Source organism: Staphylococcus sp. GDY8P94P (assembly GCF_017892255.1).
GTDB lineage: Bacteria > Bacillota > Bacilli > Staphylococcales > Staphylococcaceae > Staphylococcus > Staphylococcus cohnii.
In genome coordinates this window covers 24,425-49,808 of record NZ_JAESKU010000018.1, presented here as the reverse complement: position 1 = coordinate 49,808, position 25,384 = coordinate 24,425, and the positions used below count along the sequence as shown (strand labels likewise).

Sequence of the window (25,384 nt, the reverse complement as noted above, 5' to 3'; positions counted from 1 at the left end):
TACTTGATAATTATAATTGTTATAAAACTAAAACGCAACCCTAAATCACATTTTTAAATGATAAGCCGCTTTAAATAATTGGCTTTCCAGTTTTAGTACTCTCCTTGGCAGCTTCCTGTAATTGTTCAAAGAATTCTTGATTCGTTTTTGTTCGTTTTAATTTTCTTACAAATCTTTCTGTAAAATCAAGTGAATCTGTAAACATGTTACGCAGTTGCCAAAGTGATTCTAAATCTTTTGGTGATATTAGCAATTCCTCTTTACGTGTAGAACTTCGACCAATATCAATAGCTGGAAATACACGACGTTCAGCTAGTTTACGATCAAGATGTAATTCCATGTTTCCTGTTCCTTTAAATTCTTCATATATCATATCATCCATACGAGAACCAGTATCCACTAACGCAGTAGCTAATATCGTCATACTACCACCAGCTTCAATATTTCTTGCTGCACCAAAGAACGCCTTAGGTTTGTGTAATGATGCTGGATCTAAACCACCTGAAAGTGTACGTCCACTTGGCGGGATAACCAAGTTATATGCACGTGCAAGTCTTGTAATGGAATCCATTAAAATAATGACATCTTTACCTATTTCTACTAAACGCTTTGCACGTTCTAATAGTAATTCTGCTACTTTGACATGATGCTGTGGAGGTTCATCAAATGTTGAGTGAACAACTTCTGCCGATTCAACAGAACGCTCTATATCAGTAACCTCTTCTGGTCTTTCACCCACAAGTAGCACAAATAATTCTGCATCAGGTTTATTGATTGCGATGGCATTTGCAATTTCTTTCAATAATGATGTTTTCCCAGCTTTAGGCGGGGCAACAATCAAACCACGTTGTCCTAAACCGATTGGAGTAATTAAATCCATAATACGCGTAGAATAGTTTTCTTTTGTTGTTTCTAACTTGATGCGTTCTTCTGGGTATAATGGTGTTAATGCTTGGAAATGTGGTCTTTTCTTAACTTCTTCTGCATTCTCATCATTGACAAAATCTACTTGTAGCAAACCATAATACTTTTCATTATCCTTTGGTTTTCTTACTTTACCAGTTACTTTATCGCCTCGTTTAATTTCAAAACGACGTATTTGACTAGCAGATATATAAATATCTTTTTCACCTTTTGAATAATTGACAGTTCTTAAGAAGCCGTAACCATCTTGTTGGATATCATCTAAGATACCTTCCATATAATAGTTTCCATCTTTTTCCATTTGCGCTTCCATAATTGCAAGAACTAACTCTTTTTTATTTAATTTACTATAATTTGTTAATTTCAGTGATTTTGCTTTTTGAGTGAGATCTTTAGTAGTGTAATTTTTATATAACTCGTGGAACGATTCGTACTGAGGTGATGTTCGTACTTTTTCAGGCATTATCTTGCACCCATTTCATAAATAAGTTTTAAATAACATAATGAACTACGCTATTTACCTTTATAACTATAGCAAATATTTTATTTAATTACAAAATGTATTTCAATAATTGAAATTTATAAATACTGCTTTAAAGCTAATTAGTTAATAAAACAGTATGTTAAATTGTAAAACTTTACTTTATATTTCAAATTTTCTAAATATAATAAGCCCCAAGATATAAATATCTTTAGCTCAAGCGTAATTATCAATTGCTATTGAAACAATACAGAAGTTGTTATTTACATATTGCGATGTACTTATATTAGGAATTAAAATTTCAGTTTCAACGAATAATATAAGTTAAGTCTTAGTTTATAGCGATTTAAAAACGTGCTGACGCCCGGGGAAATGATATGAATGAGAGACTACAAACTCGAATCATATCCCCAGGCAAGCATGCACGATCGAAATCGCAAGATTAAAAAAGTGACTAATCCATCATTTATACTCATGTTCAGTTGAATTATTTGGTGAATTTAAAAATTCAACTTTCCATTAATTGTATATGATAAATCATGTTTTCTATTGTTATAAAATAGTTACTTCTTTAAATAATACGGAGATGTTTTTGTATGATGACACATCACTTATAGCGATTTGGAAACGTGCTGACGCCCAGGGAAATGATATGAATGAGAGACTACAGGATCGAATCATATCCCCAGGCAAGCATGCACGATCGAAATCGCAAGATTAAAAAAGTGACTAATCCATAGACCTATGGATTAGTCACTTTTAAGCGTGAGATTTTTGTCTCAGTTTGTTTTGTTACAACATCTCGCTTAGTTTTTATAATAGATTATGAATTATAATATCCTGCAATAGATTTAACTTCTAAGAATTCTTCTATACCATAATCTCCCCATTCGCGTCCTAAACCTGATTGTTTGTAACCACCGAATGGTAAATCTGGTTTACGTCCAGCTTCATTAATTTCAACTGTTCCAGCCTCAATTGAACGTGCTACTTTGTGAAGTTTTTCTTTATCTTGTCCATATACATAACCAGCTAAGCCATATTTCGTATCATTTGCAATTTCAATAGCTTCGTCTAAATCATTATACGTAATTACAGACATTACAGGACCGAAAATTTCTTCTTGTGCAATTGTCATATCATTTTCAACATTATTAAAAATAGTTGGTCTTGCAAAATAACCTTTTTCTAAGTTTTCAGGTTTTCCAGGACCACCATATAATAATTCGGCACCTTCTTCTACACCTTTATCAATATATGATTGAACCTGATCAAATTGTTTTTTGCTAATAATTGGTCCTACTTGTGTACCTTCTTCACGAGGATCACCAACTTTAACTTGGCTAAATTTTTCTTTAACAGCTGTTAAGAATTCTTCTTTTATACTTGCTGGTACTAATGTTCTTGTTCCTGCAGTACAAACTTGGCCTGTGTTATTAACGACTTTGCCAGTAGCTGCACTTGCAGCGCCATCGATATCAGCATCATCTAAAATTATATATGGAGATTTACCCCCTAATTCTAATGATACTTTTTTGAAATCTTCAGCTGCTTTTTTCATAATACTCGCACCAGTTGGACCAGATCCAGTAAAGGACATCATTCTCACTTTTGGATGTTCGCTAAGCGGATTTCCCACACCTTGGCCGTCGCCATTTACTAAGTTAAACACGCCTTTAGGTACGCCAACTTTATCAAATATTTCTGCTAAAATAATTGCTGCAAATGGTGTTTCTTCTGATGGTTTTAACACAACCGGACTTCCTGCTGCAAAGGCTGCAGCTAATTTTAATGAAGTTTGGTTAGTTGGGAAATTCCATGGTGTAATTAATCCTGCAACACCAATCGCTTCTTTGACGACTAAATCGTCACCGCGTCTTTCTTCAAATTCAAAATTATCTAATGCGTCTCGTGCTGCTTCAAAATGATCTAATCCCATTTGGTAATGGACATTTTCAGATACTTTTAAAGGAGCTCCTAATTCGTCGGTTATTGCGTCAACGATATCATCTTTTCTATTTTTATATTCTTGAACGATTTTATCTAAGAGTTCTTTTCTTTCTTCTACAGAACTGTGTCTAAATTCTAAATATACATTATCTGCCGCTTCTACCGCTTTATCAACATCTTCTTTATTACCTTTAGCAATTTTACCTGCTACTTCTTCTGTTGCTGGGTTGATAACATCAAGTGTTTCTCCGCTTGAACTTTCTACCCATTGTCCGTTGATATATTGTTTAGTGAAGTTTCTCATCTATTATTCACTCCTTAATTTGTATTCATATTTTTATTCTAACCTAGATTTTTAATTTTAAAACATATCTGCTCATATCAAATCTTTTCAAACGTTGTTATTACAGGCTTTCACGCATGATAATTGCACATTGTTGTAAGAGCATTAACTATCTATACGACGACATGAAATAACAGTGATAGCCTAAAAATTATAATTATTAAGCATAATACGATATGTCAATCACCTAAGTCATTTTAAATTATTGCAAAAAGATGGCTCAACAATAAATAAAAAAGCTATAAAGAAATCTTTAAACAAAGATTTCTTTATAGCTAACCTAAGTATGTTAAAAATAACCTCGAAATAACATTTATCTGTAAATAAATATTACGTAGAATATCAAATTAAAAAGCTAAAATCTTTAGCTTTCTAACTCAATATATTCTTGGGCCCATTTTTCCATAGGAACCAATGCCGTTGCCAAGGCATCACCTTTATCTGTAAGTTGGTATAAAATGTTCATAGGACTAGTAGAAATAATCTTTTTCTCTACAAGCCCCCATTCATTTAGGTCTGTTAATTTTATGCTAAGCGCACGAGGCGTAATTGTTTTCAAATCATGCTTCATATCAGAAAAATGAGCAGATTTTTCTGTGCATCTAGACAAGTAATTAATGATAAGACCGTTCCAACTTCTGCCTACTATTTTAAAGGTCTCTTCTAGATAAGGGCAAACCTCCATGGTCATCACCTCATATCAATTATATTTCCCACTGCATAAACTATAATTATGTTTTATTCATTCAGTATAATTATTATACCACATGTTTTATATTTTTTCAGTCCAAATGTCTGCACCAAGTGATTTTAGTGTTTTAACAATGTTAGTATAACCACGATAAATATGCTTTACATTGTAAATTGTAGTAACACCTTCAGCCAATAAACCAGCTACAATAAGACAAGCACCTGCACGTAAGTCACTCGCGTATACTTCTGCACCAGTTAATTTTGATGGTTTGATAGTAGCAGTACCATTATCTGAAGTAATATGAGCACCCATTTTTTTAAGTTCTTCTACGTGCTTGAATCTAGCAGGATAAATTGTTTCAGTCACAAAAGATACGCCATCAGCCATAAATAATAACGGCGTGATAGGTTGTTGTAAATCTGTGGCGAAACCAGGATATACTAATGTTTTGATATCTACACTAGCATATGGTGCACTCCTCTTAATTGTTGCACTATCATCGCTGACATTAATGTCTACACCAAGCTCTTTCAACTTAACAGTTAATGGCTCAACATGAGTAGGAATAATATTATTAATTACAATATCTTCACCACAAGCTGCTGCAATACACATATAAGTTCCTGCTTCGATTCTATCTGGAATCACCTGATGATGTGATCCATGAAGATGCTCAACACCTTTTATTTTAATAGTACTCGTACCAGCACCTTTAATATTAGCACCTAAACTTGTTAAAAAGTTTGCTACATCAACAACTTCAGGTTCTTTCGCTGCGTTTTCAATTACAGTTTGCCCTTCAGCTCGAACTGCTGCCAACATAATGTTAATTGTAGCACCCACACTAACAATATCTAAAAATATGTTAGCTCCTATTAAACGATCAGCTTCAATTTTCATAGATGTTTCACTGGATTCATCAATATGCGCACCTAATGCTTTAAAACCTTTGATATGTTGATCAATTGGTCGTGGACCTAATGGACAACCGCCTGGTAAACCAATCACGCATTTTTTAAATCTACCTAACATTGCTCCCATCATATAGTATGATGCACGTAATGATTCTACTTTGTTATTAGGTAACGGCGCATTTTCAATTTCATTTGGATCAACTTCAAGGGTCATACCTTCTAAGTTTGCCTTAATGTTCAAATCACCTAATAAACTCACAAGCGTTTCAACATCTGAGATTTGTGGCAACCCTTCTATTGTAACTTTATCTTCCGCTAATATTGTCGCTGGAATAATTGCTACAGCACTATTTTTTGCACCATGATTATTAACTTCACCTTTTAGTGTTTGACCGCCTCTAATTTTTATTACTTCTTGAGCCATTCGCTTGATCTCCTTTGCCTTTCAATCAGTATTTCAATTTAATTACATTATTTGCATTATAAAGTAAAAAAATACAGTTTGCAAAACACACCAATGAAACAAAACCTTTTTAATTTAAATTTATGTATTGCTTCACTTTTATGTATACTATAATGATATATTCATTCCCGATTTAATAGGATTCAAATCCTACTTGTCTTATTTCTGTTTAAAAATTATATTAATTTTTTCAATTTACTTAATTTTAATGCTCATAGATTATAACATAAAAAAATAAGACTGCGACATTAAAAATTGTCGCAGCCTTCTCAGTTTAATCATCAAGATTGTTATATAATACTAACCTTTTTATTATAAGCCGATTATTTAGCTCTATTTGATGTACCAAACTCTTTAATTTTACCAATTACTGTTGTTTTAATTGCTTCACGTGCTGGTCCTAAATATTTACGAGGATCATACATTTCTTGATCATTGTCTAAAGCTTCACGTACTGCTTTAGCAGAAGCAATTTGGTTTTCTGTATTAACATTGATTTTTGCAGTTCCAAACGGAATCGCTTTTTGAATGTCTTTAGTTGGGATACCAGTTCCACCATGTAATACTAATGGTAAACCTGTTGAAGCACCAATCTCTTCCATTTCTTTAAATCCTAATTTTGGTTCACCTTTATACGGTCCATGAACTGAACCTAATGCTGGTGCTAATGTATCTATACCTGTTTTTTCAACAAGCTCTTGACACTCTTTAGGATCTGCATAAATAACACCTTCAGCAACAACATCGTCTTCTTGTCCACCAACTGTACCTAATTCTGCTTCTACTGATACACCATGTTCGTGAGCGTATTCAACTACTTTTGATGTAATTGCTATGTTATCTTCAAATGATTCATGAGAAGCATCAATCATAACTGAAGTGAATCCAGCATCAATAGCTTCTTTACATTTATCAAAACTTGAACCATGATCTAAGTGGATTGCAACTGGAATCGTAATTTCTTTATCGTGCATTAATCCTTCTACCATTTTAACTACTGTATAGAATCCACCCATATAACGTGCTGCACCTTCAGAAACTCCTAAAATAACTGGAGCATTTTCTTCTTGTGAAGCTTCTAATATCGCTTGTGTAAATTCTAAGTTATTTAAGTTGTATTGACCAACCGCATAACCATTTTCTTTTGCATCGATTAACATTTCTTTCATTGAAACTAAAGGCATGAAAGTTCCTCCTTAGTGCATTAAGCACATATTTTTACAATTTAATTATATCAAAATCCCAAACAATTTGCATTCTTCTATTCAATTGTAAGCGTTTTTAATTTATTTTTTCAATTTATTACTTTTAAATCAGTCTTTAATTTTCATGTTTTTATATAAAATTGCAATATTTACTACCATTATTTACAATAAGTTGAGTGAATAGAACGGAGGTACATATATGTCTAAAATTTTGAACACACAATTAAATGGTGTTTTTAATCGAATAGAAGCACAAGCTTTAGATATTCAAATGGCAGCTCAATGCTTAATTCAAGCAATTGGCGGTGAAGGTAATGTATTTGTTAAAGGTTATGGAGATTTGAATTTTTTTGAAAGTTATATATTAAACAGTAATGAAAAATTAGAGTCTAGTATAGCGCTACGCTCACTCAATACATTTGAAGATATTGATACAACAGATAGAGTGTTTCTATTTTCCCCTTATTATACTGAGGATGTAGAAAAAGACGTTAACGCATTAATTGCAAACGATGTAGATTTTGTCTTAATTTGTAATAAGCCAAAGACAGAAAACTTTCAGGATCATTTATTTCATTTTATTAATTTAAGTACGCCTAGACCTATTGTCTATACGGAAGATTACGATAAAATTGTTATACCACATCCTATTGCATTTAATTATATTTATTATGATATATATACACAAATGGTTGAAATGGTTAGAGATTTAAATCTTTAGCATTTCATCAAATTTAATAGACAATCTGATTTAAAAAAGGGCTGAAACGTATGTTATCGTTTCAGCCTTTTTACAACTATATTTACTTAATCTGTTGGTGTTTCAATGATGCTTCTATAAACGCTTTGAATATAGGTTGCGGTCTATTAGGTCTAGATAGGAATTCTGGATGGAATTGACATGCGACAAAGAAATCATTTTCCGGAATTTCTACCATTTCGATTAATCTACCATCTGGACTAGTTCCAGAGAATATCATGCCTTTTTCTTCTAATTGATCTCTATATTCATTATTGAACTCATAACGGTGACGATGTCTTTCTTCTATATCAACTTCACCATAAATTTTATGCGCTAAAGTTCCTTCTTTTATATGGCATGGATATAGACCTAATCTTAACGTACCACCTAAATCTTCAATATCTTTTTGTTCAGGCAATAGGTCAATAATCGGATGTGGTGTTGAAGGATCTAGTTCTGCAGAGTGTGCATTTTCAAAGCCAAGTACATTTCTAGCAAACTCTACTGTAGCAAGTTGCATACCTAAGCAAATACCGAAATATGGTACATTATTTTCTCTCGCGTATTTGATAGCAGAAATTTTTCCTTCACTTGCTCTGAATCCAAATCCACCAGGAACTAAAATGCCATCAACATCATTAAGTATATCATGTACATTTTCATCAGTTACTTCACTAGAATCTATCCATTTAACTTCAATATCTTTTTTAAATGGATAACCTGCATGTTTTAATGATTCAACAACCGATAAATATGCATCTTGAAGACTGACATATTTACCAACTAAACCAATAGTTATTTTGCCATCTAAACTATTGACTGTATCCAATAAATATTGCCATTCATCTAATTGAGTATCGTATTTAGCGTTAAGTTCTAAGCGTCTAATTACGATATCATCCATGTCCTGTTTACTTAATTGTAAAGGGATTTCATAGAGTGAATCTGCATCACGACATTCAATTACACTTTCTTTGTTAATATCACAGAATAAAGCAATTTTATCTTTTAAATCTTGCGTTAGTTCATATTCTGTACGTACTACGATTAAGTCAGGTTGAATACCTAAACCACGTAGTTCTTTAACACTGTGTTGCGTTGGTTTTGTTTTCATTTCACCGGCAGCTTTTATAAATGGTAAAAGTGTACAATGTACGTACATGACATTTTCACGACCTAAATCACTACGAATTTGTCTAATCGCTTCAATAAATGGTAATGATTCAATATCACCAGTAGTACCACCAATTTCAGTAATAACTACATCAGCATTTGTACTTTCTCCTGCTAATAGTAAACGTTCTTTAATTTCATTTGTAATATGAGGGATTACTTGGACCGTACCACCAAGATAATCACCACGACGTTCTTTTTTCAAAACATGTGAATAGACTTTACCAGCTGTAACATTTGAATATTTATTTAAATTAATATCAATAAATCTTTCATAATGTCCTAAGTCTAAATCTGTTTCCGCACCATCATCAGTAACAAATACTTCACCATGTTGGTATGGACTCATTGTACCTGGATCAACATTTAAATATGGATCAAATTTTTGTATTGTAACTTTTAACCCTCTATCTTTTAATAAACGTCCTAAAGATGCTGCTGTGATACCTTTACCTAATGAAGATACAACTCCACCAGTTACAAAAATAAACTTTGTCATTTTCTGCCTCCTATTATTAAAACAGTCATTCTCACAATACCAACAAAAATTTATGGCATGTTTCATTAATCATTGAAATGGTTATAATTTATCTAAACGTCAAAGCTTTATAATTATTAAATATCATTATATTCACTATAAATAACGTCATAAATTAAAATTTTATAAAATTTGTATAGTAATTCAAATAAAAAAATCGCTCCCTCTCACAGCATTTGCAAGGGGGAGCGTATAATATTTATACACGTCGTCCTAATTAAAGGAGCCCGAATAAAATTTTATCATTTTCGCAGAAAAAGTCAAATGAATATTGATAGATTATTGATTAATTTTCTTTATCTTCGTCCTCTTCATCATATTCTTCTTCGTCTTCTTCTAAATCTTCATCTTCGTCATCATCTTCATCAATAACGATTTCATTTTCAGGAATTTCTTCGTCCACTTCTTCTTCATCAGGTTCTTCGATTGTCTCTTGGTCATCAGTAACTGCTGGGATGTCATCATCGTCGTCAGCTTCATCTTCACCAAGTAATTTTAATGTCTTATCTTCTTCATCGTCGTCGTCTAAAATGTCGAATTTTTGGATAGTTGGTGCTATTTTTTCTTCAATATCAGCTACTGAATACCAATCACGTAAACCCCATATATTTTCTCCAACATTTAGGAAACGACCATCTGTATTTAAGTCTGTATAGAATTGAACAATTCTATTCTCAATTTCGTGGTCTTCGTAATGACCTAATGCTTTAAATTCATCAATAATATCATATAAGTTCATTGTATCGCCTTTTTCAAGTAATAATGTATAGGCCATATCAATAAATGATTTCTCGTCAACCATTTCTTTAGTGTAATCTTGAATTCTCATTATTTATTCTTCCTTTCAGAGGCATTTATGCATTTATCCAAATCAGTACTATTCATCTTAAGTAATAATAACAAAAGTAAATTATAAATGACAATCCCTGATTTCGCAAACACTATTAATAATTTATATATTTTTCAAATACAGAAAAATCTTCAGCTGTTTCAATTTCAACAAAATTACTATTTATACATAATGGTTTTAATTCATTATTTTCTCCATAAAGTGTAATCGTTATAAGTTTGATACCTTCAAAATGCTTTCGAATATATGTAGGTAATTGTCTTAACGCACTTTCTGCTATACCATTATGTCTCTCTGATTTATCAACTTCAATTGAATTGATATTCATACGTTGCCCATGTTGCTCAATTGCTATAAAACCTACTTTATCATCATCTTTCATCATATCAATGATATAAACGTCATAAGACGACGTATCTCCATTTGCTGTTAATTTTAAAGAAGACACATGTTTAGAATCTAAATCTAAATAATAGAGACGTTCTTTACCGATAGGCCCTTCTTCTTTCGTAGCAGCATGCATAAAACCTGCACGTTCATATACATTCCATGCACCTTTATTTTCTGCATCTACGACTAAGTATAAATGATTAAAATTTGGAAATAGCTTTTGGACATATTGTGGCAAATACATCATCATTTTTGTACCATATCCAAATCCTTGAAAGTCTTCATTTACAGATAAAGAACGAACATATATAACCTGTTTAGGTGTATCGTAACCTTCATGTTGATAATATTGATGTAATACAAAGAAACCGACTACTTCACCTTCATCATTTAAGGCGATGTTAGCCACTCTGTCTTCGTCCTTTAGCGCATCATCAAGCACGTCTTTGGGCAAAGATGAATATATCTGTTGACGCTCGCTCAATTTAAAATGATATAAAGCTGATTTATATTTTTCTTCAAAAACTTGAATTGTAATATTTTCAAATGATTCTTTAATAAACATATTTTATCCCCTATTGTGATTAGCTTTTATTAGTTATTAATACCACTTTTACATTAATATAATCGAAATTTGAACATTTTATCTTATTAGTCTAAGAAACAATTCATGAGCCAATTGACTTCAAACTGATCTTTCACTTGTCCATGCATCGCATTAAAAAATGTTTTAGACAGAGGCATATGAGGGTCTCCTGCTTCACTTAATTTATCATACACTTGTTTTTGAGTAGCCAAATCATCGAAAGTTAAAATAATGTTCGTATTGTCATTGCTCCATTCACGACCATATGTACTGGAAATATGTAATACAACTGTTTCATTAACATGAAGCTCCGCATGTAAGGTTTTCCCGTTTGTTTCATTTAATATTTTTTCGTTACCACCAAACGCATTTTTATAAAATGTAAGAGCCTGTTCTACATCATCTACTTTAATAAACGGGCTTAAATTCATTAAAACCATCCCTTTCAAATTTTCTATAGTTGATTATCCCTCATTTTATTATAATATAAGTTATAATGTAAATTTTTTTAGGAGGTACACAGATGAAAATAGGCATTGATGCCGGCGGAACACTTATAAAAATTGTTCAGGAGGATAATGGCAATCGACAATATACAACAAAATTAACTACTGAAATTAATGAAGTCATTGATTGGTTAGGACAACAATCATGTGAAAGTATTAGCTTAACAGGTGGTCAAGCTGGAACAATTCAAAATAAGTTAAAATGTGAATCACGTATCTTTGTAGAGTTTGATGCTGCTGCAAAAGGTTTAGAACTCTTGTTAGAAGAACAAGGTCATCATTTAGATAATTACATTTTTACTAATGTTGGTACCGGAACATCACTGCATTATTCAAATGGCGAAAAGCAACAACGTGTTGGCGGTGTTGGAGCAGGTGGTGGTATGATACAAGGCCTTGGTTATTTATTAACTGGATTAAAAGACTACAAACAATTAACAGATACTGCCCAAAAAGGTGAGCGAGAATTTATTGATTTGAAAGTAAAACATATCTATAAAGATAGTGAACCTCCGATTTCAGGTGATTTAACTGCTGCTAATTTTGGGCATGTACTGCATAATTTAGACAAAGATTTTTCAGATTCTGACAAATTAGCTTCATTGATTGGTGTCGTGGGGGAAGTCATTACTACGATGGCTATCACAGTAGCGAGAGAATATGGTACTGAAAACGTAGCTTATATTGGTTCTTCTTTCCATAATAATCATTTACTGAAAGAAGTTGTTAAAGATTATACGATATTGCGTGGTTTCAAACCATTTTATATAGAACACGGTGCCTTTTCCGGCGCATTAGGTGCAATACATCTACAATAAAAATTACCATGACATAAGTATAAAGAATTGAAGTTTCTATACTTATGTCATGGTAAAAAATGAAAACAGTTATTTCATTTGATAGTGACTATTTCTTCAAAATAACTACTTCCATTAGTTCATATATTCATTTACATTAAAACGGTAATTGATCTAATACTTTTTGAGCTGAGACTACAGTGCCTACAACACCTGATTTCAAATCGATTGCTACTGCTTTATCATCATCTCTTAAAATATCTAACCATTCTGCGAAGACTTCACCTTCTATTTCAATGATATCGCATTCTTCAAAGTCTTCATTTCTTACTTTTTCTGCTCTATTTCTAATACTCCACACCGGCATAATATGTGGTTTTTGATGTTCTTCATCACTAATCATGATAAATTGTTTTTCATTTTTATTTGTTAAACCGAACACAGCGTCTTCTTTCGCCACATCTATTATAAATTCTTTGAGACGAATTTCATCTAAATCTGACATTAATTCATTTGTAAAATCAATAATATTAACTAAATCACCATCTGTCTGAGATGACGCATTCATCAACACTTCTTCACCTTGTTCAAACATATCATCCATTTCATAAGTTACAAAACGATCAATATCGATTTTTTTAAGCTTATCATAATCGGTGTCATGTTTATTTAAGAAAGTTTCAGCTGTTTCTTTTTGTGTCCAAACACAAATGACGTCCTTTCCTAAAATTTCATGTCTAATTAATTGTTTTGACTTTGTTGCTATATAAAAATATTCATTTACTAGAATATCTTGAAAAAATGAACTTGCTTTATAAGACATAATTACACCTTCAATTCATTAAAATATTTAACTATATTTAAAATATAAATGAGTATATTACTATAGTCAATTAACGTCATACAATAAATATTAAAATTTTAATATATCTATACAATAAACTTAAGTTATCAAATCTTAATTAAATGAAATTTTCACTATATTTCTGATTATATTTTTAATTCTTCTAAAAATTGCTGTTCTAACTTTTCTATATGTTCTTGTGATTGTCCATGCCAAATACATGCAAATCTCGAAGGCACGTTTTCATTTTTATACCAATCGCCATCATAATATGATAGTGGAAATAAGCAACCCATGTTTACATATTTTATAATTGTCTGAAAGAAATGCTCATTATCGTTAGGTGCAATATAACTATAAAACTTTTGATATCCAGATTGCATTAATGGATCTAATAAAAGCATACTTGTCGATCCATTTTGTCTAAAATTCAAATCAATCGCAAATATATCACCATGTTTATCTAATAGTAAATCAAAACCTGCGATTCCAAAATAACCTTTGGCCACGCCTATTTCCATAATTTCTTTGCCAGCTTGGATGACTGATTCAGGTACATCTTGTACATTTTGATTGCCACTATAATGGCCATATTTGTCTGTAATTTGCTCTGATGTTCCAATATAGTGAATTTCCCCGTCCTTTTTACATGCAAATTGCACACAATAATTAGCAATTTCTTGAATTTTTTGTTCAATAATAATTGTGTCAGTTTCTGCTCTTGCTTGTTCAATACGGGATTTTGCTTTAATTAAATCAGCTTCGTCATAACAAATCATCACACCGTAACCACCTGCAGTTGGTAAATCATCACCTGGCTTCAAGACAAAAGGGAATTCCCAATCTGCAATCGCATCTTCGAAATCTTCTATTTTTACCACTTCACGTGCAGGTAAATATTTTTGATTAGTCCATTCTGGAATACGTGCTTTATTATTTAAAGCAACAAAGATATCTTTATCCATAGCGTAATATTCTTTTTCTAAAATAGACTCACTATGAATATATTGAAAATAAATACGTTTATTATCTTGTTTAGCGAGTTTCCTTATTATTTGTTCGTAAGAAGCTTGGTTGTCAAAAGTATAAATATTTGTGGGCATTGGCTTGCCAATCATTTCCAATAATATTTCTAATTTCTTTGTAGCGCTTGCTTTATGAACAATAACAGGCATTTGATCAGCAATAATCAATTCTCTACCAGTCAAGAAATTAGATTGATGTTCTTCCGGTTCTAACCATGGATTTGATATATAAGATGGTCTAGAACTATATACGACATCATCATTGTATAAATCACTAAGTGTTAATTTAGGGCGTTGAGTACTTAGTTTTTTCATTTTTTGTTCCCCTTTATATAGTGGTGCTGTTCAATTATTTCATTTAATTCTGCTTGATTTTCTATTAATTCCAATCCCATTAATGCAAGGACTTTAGCACCTCTTATTAAAGCTTGATCTCCATGAGCACTCCCTGCTGCTTCACGAAAACGATGCGTGTGCCCCACTAAATTCCTAGAACCTATTTTAATATGGGGATGAATCGTTGGCACAACGTGACTTACATTACCCGTATCTGTCGAACCAAAACCAAAATCATCATCTATGACCGCTTCTCCCATTTTCGCCGCGTATTTTGCAAATAAATCATCTAATTTAGGCGTCTTAATAAATTCATTGACACCATTTTGTATAGGGCCAAATTCAAAGTCGCAACCTGTTTGAATTGCAGCACCTTTTGCAATTTGCCCTACTCTATCAGTTAATATATCTAATTCTTTACGTGATGTTGCACGTGTATAAAAACGCGCATGAGTATAGTCTGGAATAATATTAGCAGCTTTTCCGCCATCTAATATAACACCATGAACCTTTTGACTTTTTTTGATATGTTGTCTTAACTGAGCTACACCATTAAAATACGCAATCATTGCATCTAAAGCATTTCTTGCTTCTTCAGCATTTTCAGAAGCATGCGTACTTTTACCATAAAATTTAATATCTAAAACATCTACCGCTAATGTATTAATAGTTTTATAAGTTTCATTACCTGGATGAACCATTAAAGCAACATCCATTTCATCTACAATACCTTCTTTAACGTAAGCAGCTTTTGCGCTACCATTGACACCGCCCTCTTCGGCTGGACAACCAAGTATTACTACTTTTCCGCCTGTTTGTTCAATCACTTGCTTCAAAGCTATACCAGCAAATGTACTTGCCGTACCTATAATATTATGACCACAGGCATGTCCTAGACCTGGTAAAGCATCATATTCTGTTAAAAATCCAATGGTTGGACCATCGATGTCTGAATCATAACGCGCAATGAAACCCGTAGCATAACCAGCAATGTTGGTTTCAACTTCAAAATCATGCTTTTCCAAATCTTCAATTAACGTTCTTGAAGCAAATATTTCTTCATTGCCTAATTCAGGTCTTTGATGGATGAGGTGGCTCATCTCTATGTATGATAATTTTTCATTTTCTATATAATCTAATATGTTTTGTTCATGTGTCATTTTCAATACAACTCCCTTGTACTACAACATTTTACAGGTATTATTATTAAACTTATAAAAATGCATGTTCAATACTAAACGTGCAAAATACATTTTGATTATTACTTATTCTATCCGTTTTGATTAATTCTGTCATTATTTTTCTGAAATTTTAAAAAATGATAATTTCTTCTGTTTTCTAAAATTTATAGAAATTGTAAATACCACTACGTCTTGTTACAATTATGATAATTATTATTTTAGGAGGACATCGTATGCCAAAAATGAACGTTGAAAGTTTTAATTTAGATCATACCAAAGTAGTAGCACCATTTGTTCGACTTGCAGGTAAAATGGAAGGTGCTAATGGGGATGTTATCCATAAATATGACATTCGTTTCAAACAGCCCAATAAAGAACATATGGAAATGCCTGGTTTACATTCATTAGAACACTTAATGGCTGAAAATATTAGAAATCATTCAGATAAAGTGGTTGATATCAGTCCAATGGGTTGTCAAACTGGATTTTATGTATCTTTTATAAATCACAGTGATTATGACGATGTGTTAAATATCATTGAAAAAACACTTCAAGATGTATTATCTGCTACAGAAGTTCCTGCGTGTAATGAGGTACAATGTGGTTGGGCTGCTAGCCATTCATTAGAAGGTGCAAAAGAAATTGCACAGACATTTTTAGATAAAAGAGATCAATGGCATGATATTTATGGTGAGGATAAATAATATCTAATTACCATTATAAAGTAAGATATCAAAAATCGAATTTATTAAAAAAGGTTAAGATAAAAGGCTGAGACAATTAATTTGTCTCAGCCTTTTTAATGTTTTCAACTTTAAACATATATGCTCGTCAGAAATCTATTGTGGTAAGGAATGAAGATGCGATCTCCCACTTATATTATTCCACCGATGATTCATATGTTCCAACATCGATATAATTATTGTAATTTATAAAAAATGATATTTTCGTATAATTCTAGCACTTTCAAGTTTTTATCGTAACCATGATATATAAAACAGCGTAAACGACAATTTCTAATTTAGCTCAATAGAAATTGTCGTTTACGCTTTTACTGTAACATTTCAAACACTTATCGCTTTATAATTTATAAACCAGTCACACAACGATTGATTGTTTAATTTATAATTTGTTCACAACTTTTATCAGGACAAATTGTAGTGGGATTCTACTGTATAACAAACTTTCTGGTAGTTGTTTGTCACCTAGTGGCAATTTTTTTCTAGCCATATAAATATTTGCTGGTAATACAGCTAATAAAAATATATTAATCATTTTCTTTAGGCATAGGCTTGGTCTATTCACTATTAAAAGTATTCCAAAAATCATTTCAACAAATCCAGAAATGATAACAGCCGATTTTCTAAATGGTAAATAATCAGGCACAATTTTTCTAAAGCGCGACTCATGTTTAAAATGTAAGACACCGATGGTCATGAAGCCGCAACCTAATATTAGGCTTAATAGTCGTTTCACTTATCGACACCCATTTCTTTCAAATAGCTTCGACCAAATTCTGGCAATTTAACGCCAAAATTATCCGCTATAGTAGCACCTATAGAACTAAAGGTATCATCCATAGATAACTCATGATAATCATTTATTTTAGGACTAAACATAAGGACTGGGATGTATTCTCTTGTATGATCAGTTCCTGGTGCTGTAGGATCATTGCCGTGATCTGCAGTAATAATGACTAAGTCATCATCCTTTAGATGTTTGATAAGTTCTGGTAAACGCTCGTCAAAATCTTTTAACGCCTCAGCATAACCGTCTTTATCACGTCGATGTCCATACAGTGCATCAAAATCCACTAAATTCAAGAAACTTAAACCTTTAAAGTCACGTTGTACAGTTTCTATTAGTTTATCCATACCATCCATATTATTTTTAGTTCGAATTGCTTCAGTGACACCTTCACCATCATAAATATCATTGATTTTTCCTAAAGCAATCACATCAAATTGATTATCTTTCAACTCATTCATCACTGTTCGTCCAAATGGTTTTAACGCATAATCATGTCGATTAGAAGTTCTTGTAAAAGCACCTGGTTCACCGACATATGGTCGCGCAATAATTCGACCAATTAAATATTTTGGATCTTTTGTTAATTCTCTTACTTTTTCACAAATATCATACAATTCTTCAAGTGGAATAATATCTTCATGTGCCGCAATTTGAAGCACTGGATCTGCTGATGTATAGACGATCAGGTCCCCAGTTTTCATCTGATGTTCGCCCCACTCATCAATAATTTGTGTGCCGGAAGCAGGTCTATTTGCAACTACTTTACGACCTGTCATTGTTTCAATTTCACTAATCAGTTCTTGTGGAAAGCCATCAGGATAAACTTTAAAAGGTTGCATAATATTTAATCCCATAATTTCCCAATGACCGGTCATTGTATCCTTGCCTACAGAAGCTTCACTCATCTTAGTATAAAACGCGTCAGGTTTAGACACTTTTTCAATATTAGGTAAAGCGGCAATATTACCTAGACCTAAGCTTTGTAAATTAGGTAATGATTTATCAAAATCTTCTAGCGTATGCTTCAAAGTGTGACTGCCTTCATCATTAAAGGCTTTTGCGTCAGGTCCTTCGCCTATACCCACTGAATCCATGACAATTAAATGCACCCTCTTAAATGGTATCGTCATCATTCCATCTCCTATTCAGTAATTATTTTATGAATCAACGTAGGAACTTCACCTTGTGAACTAATCGCAATACTTTGATTTAATTTTTCCTTAACATCATCAATTTGCTCACGGTTACTATGAATCGTTAATAAAGCTTCGCCTTCATCAACTGAATCTCCTACTTTTTTGTGCAAGACAATACCTACACTTAAATCAATATCGTCTTCTTTAGTTTGTCTTCCTGCACCTAACATCATAGATGCAACACCGATTTCATTGGCTATAATTTCAGTTACAGTACCTGTTTTTTGCGAAAGCAAATCAATTTGATAGCGTGCTTGTGGTAGTTTATTGACATCATCAACGACAGAACCATCACCATCTTGATTTTCTAAAAATGTACGGAAACTTTCTAGCGCTGAACCATCTTGAATTGCTTTTTCTAATAATGTTTGAGCCTCATCTAAATCTTTAGCTTTACCGCCAACAACTACCATTTGCGAACCTAAAGTCATAACTAGCTCAGTTAAATCTTTTGGACCTTGACCTTTCAATGTTTCGATCGCCTCTTTAACTTCTAAGGCATTACCTATTGCATTACCTAATGGTTGACTCATGTCTGAAATAATCGCCATCGTGTTTCGGCCAACATTATTACCAATACTGACCATCGCATGTGCGAGTGCTTCAGCATCTTCGATTGTTTTCATAAAGGCACCGTTACCAGTTTTTACATCCAATACAATAGCATCAGCGCCAGCAGCAATTTTTTTACTCATAATAGAAGATGCAATCAGTGGTATTGAATTAACTGTTCCAGTCACATCACGTAAGCCATAAAGCTTTTTGTCTGCCGGTGTTAAATTCCCAGTTTGTCCTATTACAGCTACTTTTGCTTCATTTACAAGTTCAACAAATTTATCTTCACTAATTTCAACGTGAAACCCTTCAACTGATTCTAATTTATCAATAGTGCCGCCAGTATGACCTAATCCTCTACCACTCATCTTAGCCACAGGAACACCAACAGAAGCTACTAATGGAGCTAATACTAGTGTAGTTGTATCACCAACACCACCTGTAGAATGTTTATCAACTTTAATCCCATTAATCGCTGATAAATCAATCACGTCACCTGAATTAACCATTGCCATTGTAAGTGCTGCTCTTTCTTGGTCATTCATATCCTGGAAAAAAATTGCCATCGCTAAACTCGACGCTTGATAATCTGGTATTTCACCGCTGGTATAAGCATTAATAAAGAATTCTATTTCTTCATTTGTTAAAGCTTGACCATCACGTTTCTTTTCAATAATATCTACCATTCTCATTTGAGTTGGCCTCCCCCTATTAGACATTTATGTCTTTATATGTCTCATTTTAAACTTAAAGATAGTGATTAATAATCTGAATTACTTTCTAATCCTTGGATGATTTGTACACCTGCACTAGCGCCAATTCGAGTCGCACCAGCTTCTAGCATTTTGTTGAAATCTTCTAAGTTTCTGACACCACCTGAAGCCTTAACTTCTAAAGCATCTCCGACTGTATCTTTCATTAACTTAACATCCTCAGGTGTAGCTCCACCACCGGCAAATCCAGTTGATGTTTTCACAAAGTCTGCGCCTGCTGCTTTGCTTAACTCACAAGCTTTTACTTTTTCATCATCAGTTAAAAGGCAAGTTTCAATAATTACTTTCACTGTCTTACCGTTTGCTGCTGCTACAACACCTTCAATATCTTTTTGAACTTCGTCATAACGTTCATCTTTTAAGGCACCAATATTGATAACCATATCTACTTCTGATGCGCCATTTTTAATAGCATCTTCAACTTCAAACACTTTCACTTCAGTATTTGTAGCACCTAATGGGAAACCAATTACTGTACATACTAACACGTCAGTGTCTTGTAATTTATCTGCTGCGTATTTTACATGCGTTGGGTTAATACATACTGATTTAAAATGGTACTCAATTGCCTCATCAAGAATTTTATCGACTTGGTCTCTTGTAGACTCCGGTTTTAGTAAAGTGTGATCTATATATTTTGCATAATTCATTCTAATTCCTCCTAAAATATTATCTGTATGAAATTATTCCCATTCTTGAAAGTCATTACTATTCTAAAAAATTAATAACATCACAACAAGTGCTTTACCTCTATATTACAAAAATTCGCAAAAATAATAAACAAATGTTATCTTTATTTTGATAAAAGAATTTAAAGGAGAAGAAGTCTATGACAAAATCTACACCACATATTCAACCTAATGGAGTTAAAATTGCTAAAACTGTTTTAATGCCTGGCGATCCCTTAAGAGCAAAATATATTGCTGATAATTATTTGGAAGATGTAAAACAATTTAATGAAGTTAGAAACATGTTTGGTTATACAGGTACTTACAAAGGAAAAGAAGTTTCTGTAATGGGTTCTGGTATGGGTATTCCAAGTATTGGTATTTATTCATATGAACTATATAATTTTTTCAATGTCGACACAATCATACGAATTGGTTCATGTGGCGCTTTGCAAGAAAATGTTAACTTATATGACATCATAATTGCTCAAGGTGCTTCTACGAACTCTAGTTATGTAGAGCAATATAATATTCCTGGACATTATGCACCTTTAGCTGATTTTGACTTAATGTTAAAAGCGAAACAAAAAGCAGACGAAATTGGTGCTACTACACATGTTGGTAATATTCTTTCTTCAGATACATTTTATAATGCTGATCCAACATTTAACGAAAAATGGCAACGTATGGGCATCTTAGGTATTGAAATGGAATCAGCTGCTTTATACTTAAATGCAACTTATGCTAATAAAAAAGCATTAGGTGTCTTCACAGTAAGTGATCATATTTTACGTGACGAAGCAACAACTGCAGAAGAACGTCAAAACTCATTTACTCAAATGATGGAAATTGCGTTAGAAATTGCTGAATAATATTTGAACATGTTTAGCTTACTCACAAAATAAAACAGCTTGGGATTAAAAATTATAATCCCAAGCTGTTTTTGCACAATTTTACTAAAATTACTGAACACAAAATTTTATAATGCTCATGTATGAAGTATCTAGCTTTTATGTTCTTATAGCTTTATCACAAAAAAGACAGAAATCAAATGATTTTATCATTTGATTTCTGTCTTTTATTCATGAAAGCTGTTTGTCTATCTATATTTTTATTTTCCTAAATAAGATTTTAACATCCAATTATGTTTGTCAATATTTGTTTGCATACCGATAAACATATCTTCTGTTACATCATCTTCAGCTTTAGAAGCTACTTCAATCGCTTCTCCTAATTGTTTAGAAATATTATCAAAATCTACTGATAATGCCTCAACCATTTGTTCAGCTGTATAGCCTTTGCCAGCTTCATCTATAATTGATAACTCTAAACTTTCTTTCAATGTTCCTACTGGATTACCGCCTACTGCTAAAATACGTTCTGCTAAATCATCTATATATTGACTTGCTTCATCATATAATTCTTCAAATTTTGTGTGTAGTGAGAAGAAATTTGGCCCTTTTACATACCAATGAAAATTGTGTAATTTGGTGAATGCAACTGTCCAGTTTGCTACTTGCTGATTTAATACTTTTACAACTTCTTCATTATTTTTTGACATATCAAAAATCTCTCCTTTGAATTGTTGTCCTAATTAAGCGACAATCGATTTTCTATTACAATAATTATTATATTATAATAATTATAATCTGTAAAGTGATTCCCTCTTCTAAATTATAATTATTATAATTTAGAGTGTAGCTTAATTATCTACTTACATTATACCCTGAATCATACGCTTTAATCTAGTTCTTTTCTGTATGGCATTGCACCTTGAGCGCCTAATCCTGTAACTGAAAAACTAGCAGCTAAATTGGCAAAATTAACCGCTTCTTCTAATGACCTATTTTCAATTAGTGCAACTGCTAATGCCCCATTAAATGTATCTCCGGCGCCTGTAGTATCAACTACTTGTTTTTTATACCCTTTTACAAGTTGTTGAGAATCACTGTAAAACAATGCCCCCGAAGCGCCTTTAGTTACAATTAATTTTTCAGGATACATCATTAAAGCTTTATCAACCTTATTTTCAAATAATAATTCACTTTCTGATTCATTTGGTGTCAACCAATTAACTTTTTCAATTATTTCTTTGTCTAATGCACGAAATGGTGCAGGATTTAACATTACTCTCATTTCATGTTTTTGTGCAAAGTCCACTACTTCTTTTATGGTCTCTGCCGGTATTTCATGTTGCATTACAATAATATCGCCAGCTTCAAAAAATTCAAGTTTTGGAATTACTTTATCTGGCGTTACATAATTATTTGCTGCCGGCACTACAATAATACGATTATCATCATCAAATAACGTTATATGGGCAGTTCCAGACGCTTCATTTTCAATAACATCCATATACGCTGTATTTACATTGTTGTTGTTAAGATTTGAAAGTATTTGCTGGCCATTATCATCATCGCCTACAGCTCCAATCATATAAACATGATTGCTTAAACGCGCAGCCGCAACAGCTTGGTTAGCACCTTTACCTCCAGGATTTGTAAAAAATGATTCTCCCATTACAGTTTCTCCTACTTTAGGTAAAATATCTGTTTTCACCACTAAATCGATTGATGCGCTACCAATCACAATTATGTTCCCCATATTCTTTTCCTCCATCTATTCAATCAATCAATAAAAAATGATCGTTCATAATCATTAGGTTTGTGCCAATGTGTTTTCCACATTCTATTTCTATTATCTGCAAAAAGTTGATAACCAAAATCTCTCAGAAATTTAGGCGTTAAATATAATAATAAACCAATCCATTTATAATTTGTTAAGGATGAAATCAGTGATGCTATTGCATCCGACTTATATTTAAATTGATCTCCTTCTTGCAAAATAACACTATCGTGTTGCTGTGTTTCAGGATAATTGGCAAACATATTTTGAGCTGTAGCACCTTGAAGTTTTGCAAATTGGTAACGACTAGACAACCCATTTTGTATAAGCCAAATTGCGTAATTATAACAGTATACACAATTACCATCGTAATAAATTATTGGCATACGTTCATCTCCTTTTTATGATTAGTTATCATAAAATATAAATTATTTATTCACAGTTATATTATATCCTAAAATGATAAAAATAAATCATGATATGAATTATCTTATTATGTATCACTAAATATTACATTTATATACAAAAAAGGATGAGACAGAAATCTAATTTTATTAAAAAGATTTCGTCGTCCCACTCCGGCAAGGATGACCAGCATTGAAAATGTATAAAATGATAACCTGAGCTGAAGTTCAGTCATCTTCTGACAATATATAAGCGTCTGGGGCACATCAATGATGCCCCAGACGCTTTTTCGTAATTTTAATCTTGATTAACCTTAACAATTCTTGTGTACTTTAAAAATTGTTCAGTATATTTTTGCTTTATATCATTTATGCTATCGTACGTGATACCAACGATATGCCAATTCGGATTAAAATGATAAAATGAGTCTTTTTTTCTGGACCACTTCACCATGCTACCGTCCCTATTATATCTTGGCAGTGTCATTTCATAACCTTCTAAAACGTTAATATATGTTTGAAAAATGTCTGGGTCTATACGATTAAAATTATCTATGACTAGATAACTTTTATCATTTCTTGGCATAAGATTAGTAATGAAGCCCTCTCTATAATACAAAGCACCAGCCTCATTTGGTAAATACTTACCATAAAGCATGTCTTCTGTAAAATCTGGATGACCTGCTGTAATTACTGGATTAGCATTCGTCTTTTGTAACAAGTTTTCTGCAGCTTTTAAACCTTCACCTTTATCAACTACTAACAGAATAAATGGTTTTATATCCTCATCATCTGTTTTATCGATAACACCTTGACTTTTAACCGCTTCAAATTGAGATTTCATGCCATCATTTTCGCTCATTTCAAGAATTGCATCAAACTGTGTGCGTGACATGCTCGCAATAGCTTGTTTTGCATTTTCTTGTAAATAATATAAATTTTTCAATTTGGGGTGTTTATTTAAAGTACTCAATGTTACAGGTTCGATTTCTTTTTCAAAATAAACTTCTATCGCAGTACTGTTTGTGCGACCAGGGATTGGAGATTTTTCATGTAAATGTTGACTTACTTCACCTACACCAATCACTGATTGTTCTCTATATTTATTATAAAAAACGAGTTGATCACCAATTTCAAGCTGTTTATAAAAATGGTATCCATTTCGTTTAATGCCATTATATGTGTGTGTAAACAAGGTATTATAAGAATTGGGTTCGAATTCTTGTTCCTCTGATATAAAGAAATATCTAGGTATTTTCGTTTCGCCTTTACCTAAACTCACGATTAAGTCAAATTCATCTTTTGTAATTTGATTAAACAATGTTTCTTTCATATTAGTAATTCGAAATTCTAATTGTTCACTTCTTTTTAAGTAATCAGCAGTTAATGGTTTCAATTGTTCTAATAACTGAAAATGCACGCGAATTTTATTTTGTGCACCTGTTTGTACACTAGTGATTTCACCAAATCCTAGTAAACCAGTATCCATCTGTACTTGATAAAATACAACTTTATCTCCTACTTTAGCTTGTTTAAAAGATCGGAAACCTTGTGACGGATTAAATTGTGCACCTGATTCAAATAATGTTGTTTGACCCACTAATGGTTCGTTATGATTCCAGCGATTATATCCGCAATTCAACCAAAAATAACTTGTTTCCTCTGCCATTTAGATACTCCTTATCTCATAT

Annotated in this window: 24 protein-coding genes; 4 read left to right on the top strand and 20 right to left on the bottom strand. The window is 32.4% G+C overall.

Features of this window, described 5'->3' with window-relative positions:
- Positions 1 to 70: 70 nt before the first annotated feature.
- The 5 genes from rho to fdaB form a co-directional block, all read right to left on the bottom strand.
- Positions 71 to 1,387, bottom strand: a complete 1,317-nt coding sequence (gene rho / locus KA926_RS12035) for a transcription termination factor Rho (RefSeq protein ID WP_107384850.1) — start codon at positions 1,385 to 1,387, stop codon at positions 71 to 73.
- Between the two features lie 841 nt (positions 1,388 to 2,228).
- Positions 2,229 to 3,659, bottom strand: coding sequence for an aldehyde dehydrogenase family protein (locus KA926_RS12030; RefSeq protein ID WP_119535537.1), 1,431 nt, complete (start codon positions 3,657 to 3,659; stop codon positions 2,229 to 2,231).
- Positions 3,660 to 4,062: 403 nt separating this feature from the next.
- Complete coding sequence (locus KA926_RS12025) at positions 4,063 to 4,383, bottom strand: winged helix-turn-helix transcriptional regulator (RefSeq protein ID WP_210144523.1); 321 nt, start codon at positions 4,381 to 4,383, stop codon at positions 4,063 to 4,065.
- 87 nt (positions 4,384 to 4,470) lie between these two features.
- On the bottom strand, positions 4,471 to 5,730 hold the full coding sequence (locus KA926_RS12020) for a UDP-N-acetylglucosamine 1-carboxyvinyltransferase (protein WP_107385295.1): 1,260 nt from the start codon (positions 5,728 to 5,730) through the stop codon (positions 4,471 to 4,473).
- A 362-nt stretch (positions 5,731 to 6,092) separates the two neighbouring features.
- On the bottom strand, positions 6,093 to 6,953 hold the full coding sequence (gene fdaB / locus KA926_RS12015; protein WP_107505277.1) for a class IIb fructose-bisphosphate aldolase FdaB: 861 nt from the start codon (positions 6,951 to 6,953) through the stop codon (positions 6,093 to 6,095).
- Between the two features lie 220 nt (positions 6,954 to 7,173).
- On the opposite strand from fdaB, the gene KA926_RS12010 reads away from it, so the two are divergent.
- On the top strand, positions 7,174 to 7,695 hold the full coding sequence (locus KA926_RS12010) for a DUF2529 family protein (protein ID WP_107384757.1): 522 nt from the start codon (positions 7,174 to 7,176) through the stop codon (positions 7,693 to 7,695).
- 82 nt (positions 7,696 to 7,777) lie between these two features.
- On the opposite strand, the gene KA926_RS12005 is transcribed toward KA926_RS12010, so the two are convergent.
- The 4 genes from KA926_RS12005 to KA926_RS11990 form a co-directional block, all read right to left on the bottom strand.
- Positions 7,778 to 9,388, bottom strand: coding sequence for a CTP synthase (locus KA926_RS12005; protein WP_107384758.1), 1,611 nt, complete (start codon positions 9,386 to 9,388; stop codon positions 7,778 to 7,780).
- 325 nt (positions 9,389 to 9,713) lie between these two features.
- Positions 9,714 to 10,256, bottom strand: a complete 543-nt coding sequence (gene rpoE, locus KA926_RS12000) for a DNA-directed RNA polymerase subunit delta (RefSeq protein ID WP_107384759.1) — start codon at positions 10,254 to 10,256, stop codon at positions 9,714 to 9,716.
- 115 nt (positions 10,257 to 10,371) lie between these two features.
- Positions 10,372 to 11,232 carry a GNAT family N-acetyltransferase gene (locus tag KA926_RS11995; protein ID WP_107384760.1) on the bottom strand — a complete coding sequence of 287 codons (861 nt, stop codon included), beginning with the start codon at positions 11,230 to 11,232 and terminating at the stop codon, positions 10,372 to 10,374.
- Between the two features lie 86 nt (positions 11,233 to 11,318).
- Positions 11,319 to 11,684: a VOC family protein gene (locus KA926_RS11990; protein WP_181187764.1), complete on the bottom strand. Its 366-nt coding sequence runs from the start codon at positions 11,682 to 11,684 to the stop codon at positions 11,319 to 11,321.
- A gap of 92 nt (positions 11,685 to 11,776) precedes the next feature.
- Here KA926_RS11990 and coaW point away from each other — a divergent pair, with 92 nt between their 5' ends.
- Entirely contained in the window at positions 11,777 to 12,577 is an 801-nt protein-coding gene (gene coaW / locus KA926_RS11985) for a type II pantothenate kinase (protein ID WP_019468276.1), read from the top strand.
- 136 nt (positions 12,578 to 12,713) lie between these two features.
- Here the strand turns inward: coaW and KA926_RS11980 are convergent, their stop codons facing one another.
- The 3 genes from KA926_RS11980 to KA926_RS11970 form a co-directional block, all read right to left on the bottom strand.
- Positions 12,714 to 13,379 carry a DUF2750 domain-containing protein gene (locus tag KA926_RS11980; RefSeq protein WP_107505396.1) on the bottom strand — a complete coding sequence of 222 codons (666 nt, stop codon included), beginning with the start codon at positions 13,377 to 13,379 and terminating at the stop codon, positions 12,714 to 12,716.
- A gap of 167 nt (positions 13,380 to 13,546) precedes the next feature.
- Complete coding sequence (gene ldmS / locus KA926_RS11975; RefSeq protein ID WP_107384763.1) at positions 13,547 to 14,740, bottom strand: L-aspartate--L-methionine ligase LdmS; 1,194 nt, start codon at positions 14,738 to 14,740, stop codon at positions 13,547 to 13,549.
- The gene (locus KA926_RS11970) at positions 14,737 to 15,921 is read right to left on the bottom strand and encodes a M20 family metallopeptidase (RefSeq protein WP_210144519.1); all 1,185 of its coding nucleotides are present in this window, start codon (positions 15,919 to 15,921) and stop codon (positions 14,737 to 14,739) included. The genes ldmS and KA926_RS11970 overlap by 4 nt, the downstream gene beginning before the upstream one ends.
- A gap of 254 nt (positions 15,922 to 16,175) precedes the next feature.
- On the opposite strand from KA926_RS11970, the gene KA926_RS11965 reads away from it, so the two are divergent.
- Positions 16,176 to 16,646: an S-ribosylhomocysteine lyase gene (locus tag KA926_RS11965; RefSeq protein ID WP_107384765.1), complete on the top strand. Its 471-nt coding sequence runs from the start codon at positions 16,176 to 16,178 to the stop codon at positions 16,644 to 16,646.
- Positions 16,647 to 17,064: 418 nt separating this feature from the next.
- Here KA926_RS11965 and KA926_RS11960 read toward each other — a convergent pair whose 3' ends face one another.
- The 4 genes from KA926_RS11960 to deoC all read right to left on the bottom strand — a co-directional run bounded on the left by KA926_RS11960 (position 17,065) and on the right by deoC (position 20,646).
- A complete protein-coding gene (locus KA926_RS11960; protein WP_154409672.1) occupies positions 17,065 to 17,379 on the bottom strand; it encodes a DoxX family protein in 315 nt (104 codons plus the stop codon).
- A 35-nt stretch (positions 17,380 to 17,414) separates the two neighbouring features.
- On the bottom strand, positions 17,415 to 18,602 hold the full coding sequence (gene deoB, locus KA926_RS11955; protein ID WP_107505284.1) for a phosphopentomutase: 1,188 nt from the start codon (positions 18,600 to 18,602) through the stop codon (positions 17,415 to 17,417).
- 11 nt (positions 18,603 to 18,613) lie between these two features.
- Positions 18,614 to 19,915 (bottom strand): pyrimidine-nucleoside phosphorylase, encoded by a 1,302-nt coding sequence (locus KA926_RS11950; RefSeq protein ID WP_107384768.1) that lies wholly within the window; start codon positions 19,913 to 19,915, stop codon positions 18,614 to 18,616.
- 68 nt (positions 19,916 to 19,983) lie between these two features.
- A complete protein-coding gene (gene deoC, locus KA926_RS11945) occupies positions 19,984 to 20,646 on the bottom strand; it encodes a deoxyribose-phosphate aldolase (protein WP_019468268.1) in 663 nt (220 codons plus the stop codon).
- A 179-nt stretch (positions 20,647 to 20,825) separates the two neighbouring features.
- Here deoC and deoD point away from each other — a divergent pair, with 179 nt between their 5' ends.
- Positions 20,826 to 21,536 carry a purine-nucleoside phosphorylase gene (gene deoD, locus KA926_RS11940; RefSeq protein WP_019468267.1) on the top strand — a complete coding sequence of 237 codons (711 nt, stop codon included), beginning with the start codon at positions 20,826 to 20,828 and terminating at the stop codon, positions 21,534 to 21,536.
- Positions 21,537 to 21,775: 239 nt separating this feature from the next.
- On the opposite strand, the gene KA926_RS11935 is transcribed toward deoD, so the two are convergent.
- The 4 genes from KA926_RS11935 to KA926_RS11920 form a co-directional block, all read right to left on the bottom strand.
- On the bottom strand, positions 21,776 to 22,225 hold the full coding sequence (locus KA926_RS11935) for a Dps family protein (protein ID WP_107384769.1): 450 nt from the start codon (positions 22,223 to 22,225) through the stop codon (positions 21,776 to 21,778).
- Between the two features lie 179 nt (positions 22,226 to 22,404).
- Entirely contained in the window at positions 22,405 to 23,268 is an 864-nt protein-coding gene (gene rbsK, locus KA926_RS11930) for a ribokinase (protein WP_107384770.1), read from the bottom strand.
- A 23-nt stretch (positions 23,269 to 23,291) separates the two neighbouring features.
- Positions 23,292 to 23,675: a thiol-disulfide oxidoreductase DCC family protein gene (locus KA926_RS11925; RefSeq protein WP_107384771.1), complete on the bottom strand. Its 384-nt coding sequence runs from the start codon at positions 23,673 to 23,675 to the stop codon at positions 23,292 to 23,294.
- A gap of 316 nt (positions 23,676 to 23,991) precedes the next feature.
- The gene (locus KA926_RS11920) at positions 23,992 to 25,362 is read right to left on the bottom strand and encodes an EVE domain-containing protein (protein ID WP_107385353.1); all 1,371 of its coding nucleotides are present in this window, start codon (positions 25,360 to 25,362) and stop codon (positions 23,992 to 23,994) included.
- Between the last annotated feature and the right edge of the window lie 22 nt (positions 25,363 to 25,384).

What these genes read in the sequence shown, in the direction of transcription:
- KA926_RS12020 (WP_107385295.1), bottom strand. Translation starts at nt 5,730, where the DNA reads ATGGCTCAAGAAGTAATAAAAATTAGAGGCGGTCAAACACTAAAAGGT.
- ldmS (WP_107384763.1), bottom strand. Translation starts at nt 14,740, where the DNA reads ATGAAAAAACTAAGTACTCAACGCCCTAAATTAACACTTAGTGATTTA.
- deoB (WP_107505284.1), bottom strand. Translation starts at nt 18,602, where the DNA reads ATGACGATACCATTTAAGAGGGTGCATTTAATTGTCATGGATTCAGTG.
- KA926_RS11965 (WP_107384765.1), top strand. Translation starts at nt 16,176, where the DNA reads ATGCCAAAAATGAACGTTGAAAGTTTTAATTTAGATCATACCAAAGTA.
- KA926_RS11920 (WP_107385353.1), bottom strand. Translation starts at nt 25,362, where the DNA reads ATGGCAGAGGAAACAAGTTATTTTTGGTTGAATTGCGGATATAATCGC.
- KA926_RS11960 (WP_154409672.1), bottom strand. Translation starts at nt 17,379, where the DNA reads ATGACCATCGGTGTCTTACATTTTAAACATGAGTCGCGCTTTAGAAAA.
- KA926_RS11950 (WP_107384768.1), bottom strand. Translation starts at nt 19,915, where the DNA reads ATGAGAATGGTAGATATTATTGAAAAGAAACGTGATGGTCAAGCTTTA.
- KA926_RS12030 (WP_119535537.1), bottom strand. Translation starts at nt 3,659, where the DNA reads ATGAGAAACTTCACTAAACAATATATCAACGGACAATGGGTAGAAAGT.
- KA926_RS11925 (WP_107384771.1), bottom strand. Translation starts at nt 23,675, where the DNA reads ATGCCAATAATTTATTACGATGGTAATTGTGTATACTGTTATAATTAC.
- coaW (WP_019468276.1), top strand. Translation starts at nt 11,777, where the DNA reads ATGAAAATAGGCATTGATGCCGGCGGAACACTTATAAAAATTGTTCAG.
- KA926_RS12005 (WP_107384758.1), bottom strand. Translation starts at nt 9,388, where the DNA reads ATGACAAAGTTTATTTTTGTAACTGGTGGAGTTGTATCTTCATTAGGT.
- deoC (WP_019468268.1), bottom strand. Translation starts at nt 20,646, where the DNA reads ATGAATTATGCAAAATATATAGATCACACTTTACTAAAACCGGAGTCT.
- rbsK (WP_107384770.1), bottom strand. Translation starts at nt 23,268, where the DNA reads ATGGGGAACATAATTGTGATTGGTAGCGCATCAATCGATTTAGTGGTG.
- rho (WP_107384850.1), bottom strand. Translation starts at nt 1,387, where the DNA reads ATGCCTGAAAAAGTACGAACATCACCTCAGTACGAATCGTTCCACGAG.
- KA926_RS11995 (WP_107384760.1), bottom strand. Translation starts at nt 11,232, where the DNA reads ATGTTTATTAAAGAATCATTTGAAAATATTACAATTCAAGTTTTTGAA.
- KA926_RS11970 (WP_210144519.1), bottom strand. Translation starts at nt 15,921, where the DNA reads ATGACACATGAACAAAACATATTAGATTATATAGAAAATGAAAAATTA.
- fdaB (WP_107505277.1), bottom strand. Translation starts at nt 6,953, where the DNA reads ATGCCTTTAGTTTCAATGAAAGAAATGTTAATCGATGCAAAAGAAAAT.
- KA926_RS12010 (WP_107384757.1), top strand. Translation starts at nt 7,174, where the DNA reads ATGTCTAAAATTTTGAACACACAATTAAATGGTGTTTTTAATCGAATA.
- rpoE (WP_107384759.1), bottom strand. Translation starts at nt 10,256, where the DNA reads ATGAGAATTCAAGATTACACTAAAGAAATGGTTGACGAGAAATCATTT.
- deoD (WP_019468267.1), top strand. Translation starts at nt 20,826, where the DNA reads ATGACAAAATCTACACCACATATTCAACCTAATGGAGTTAAAATTGCT.
- KA926_RS12025 (WP_210144523.1), bottom strand. Translation starts at nt 4,383, where the DNA reads ATGGAGGTTTGCCCTTATCTAGAAGAGACCTTTAAAATAGTAGGCAGA.
- KA926_RS11980 (WP_107505396.1), bottom strand. Translation starts at nt 13,379, where the DNA reads ATGTCTTATAAAGCAAGTTCATTTTTTCAAGATATTCTAGTAAATGAA.
- KA926_RS11990 (WP_181187764.1), bottom strand. Translation starts at nt 11,684, where the DNA reads ATGAATTTAAGCCCGTTTATTAAAGTAGATGATGTAGAACAGGCTCTT.
- KA926_RS11935 (WP_107384769.1), bottom strand. Translation starts at nt 22,225, where the DNA reads ATGTCAAAAAATAATGAAGAAGTTGTAAAAGTATTAAATCAGCAAGTA.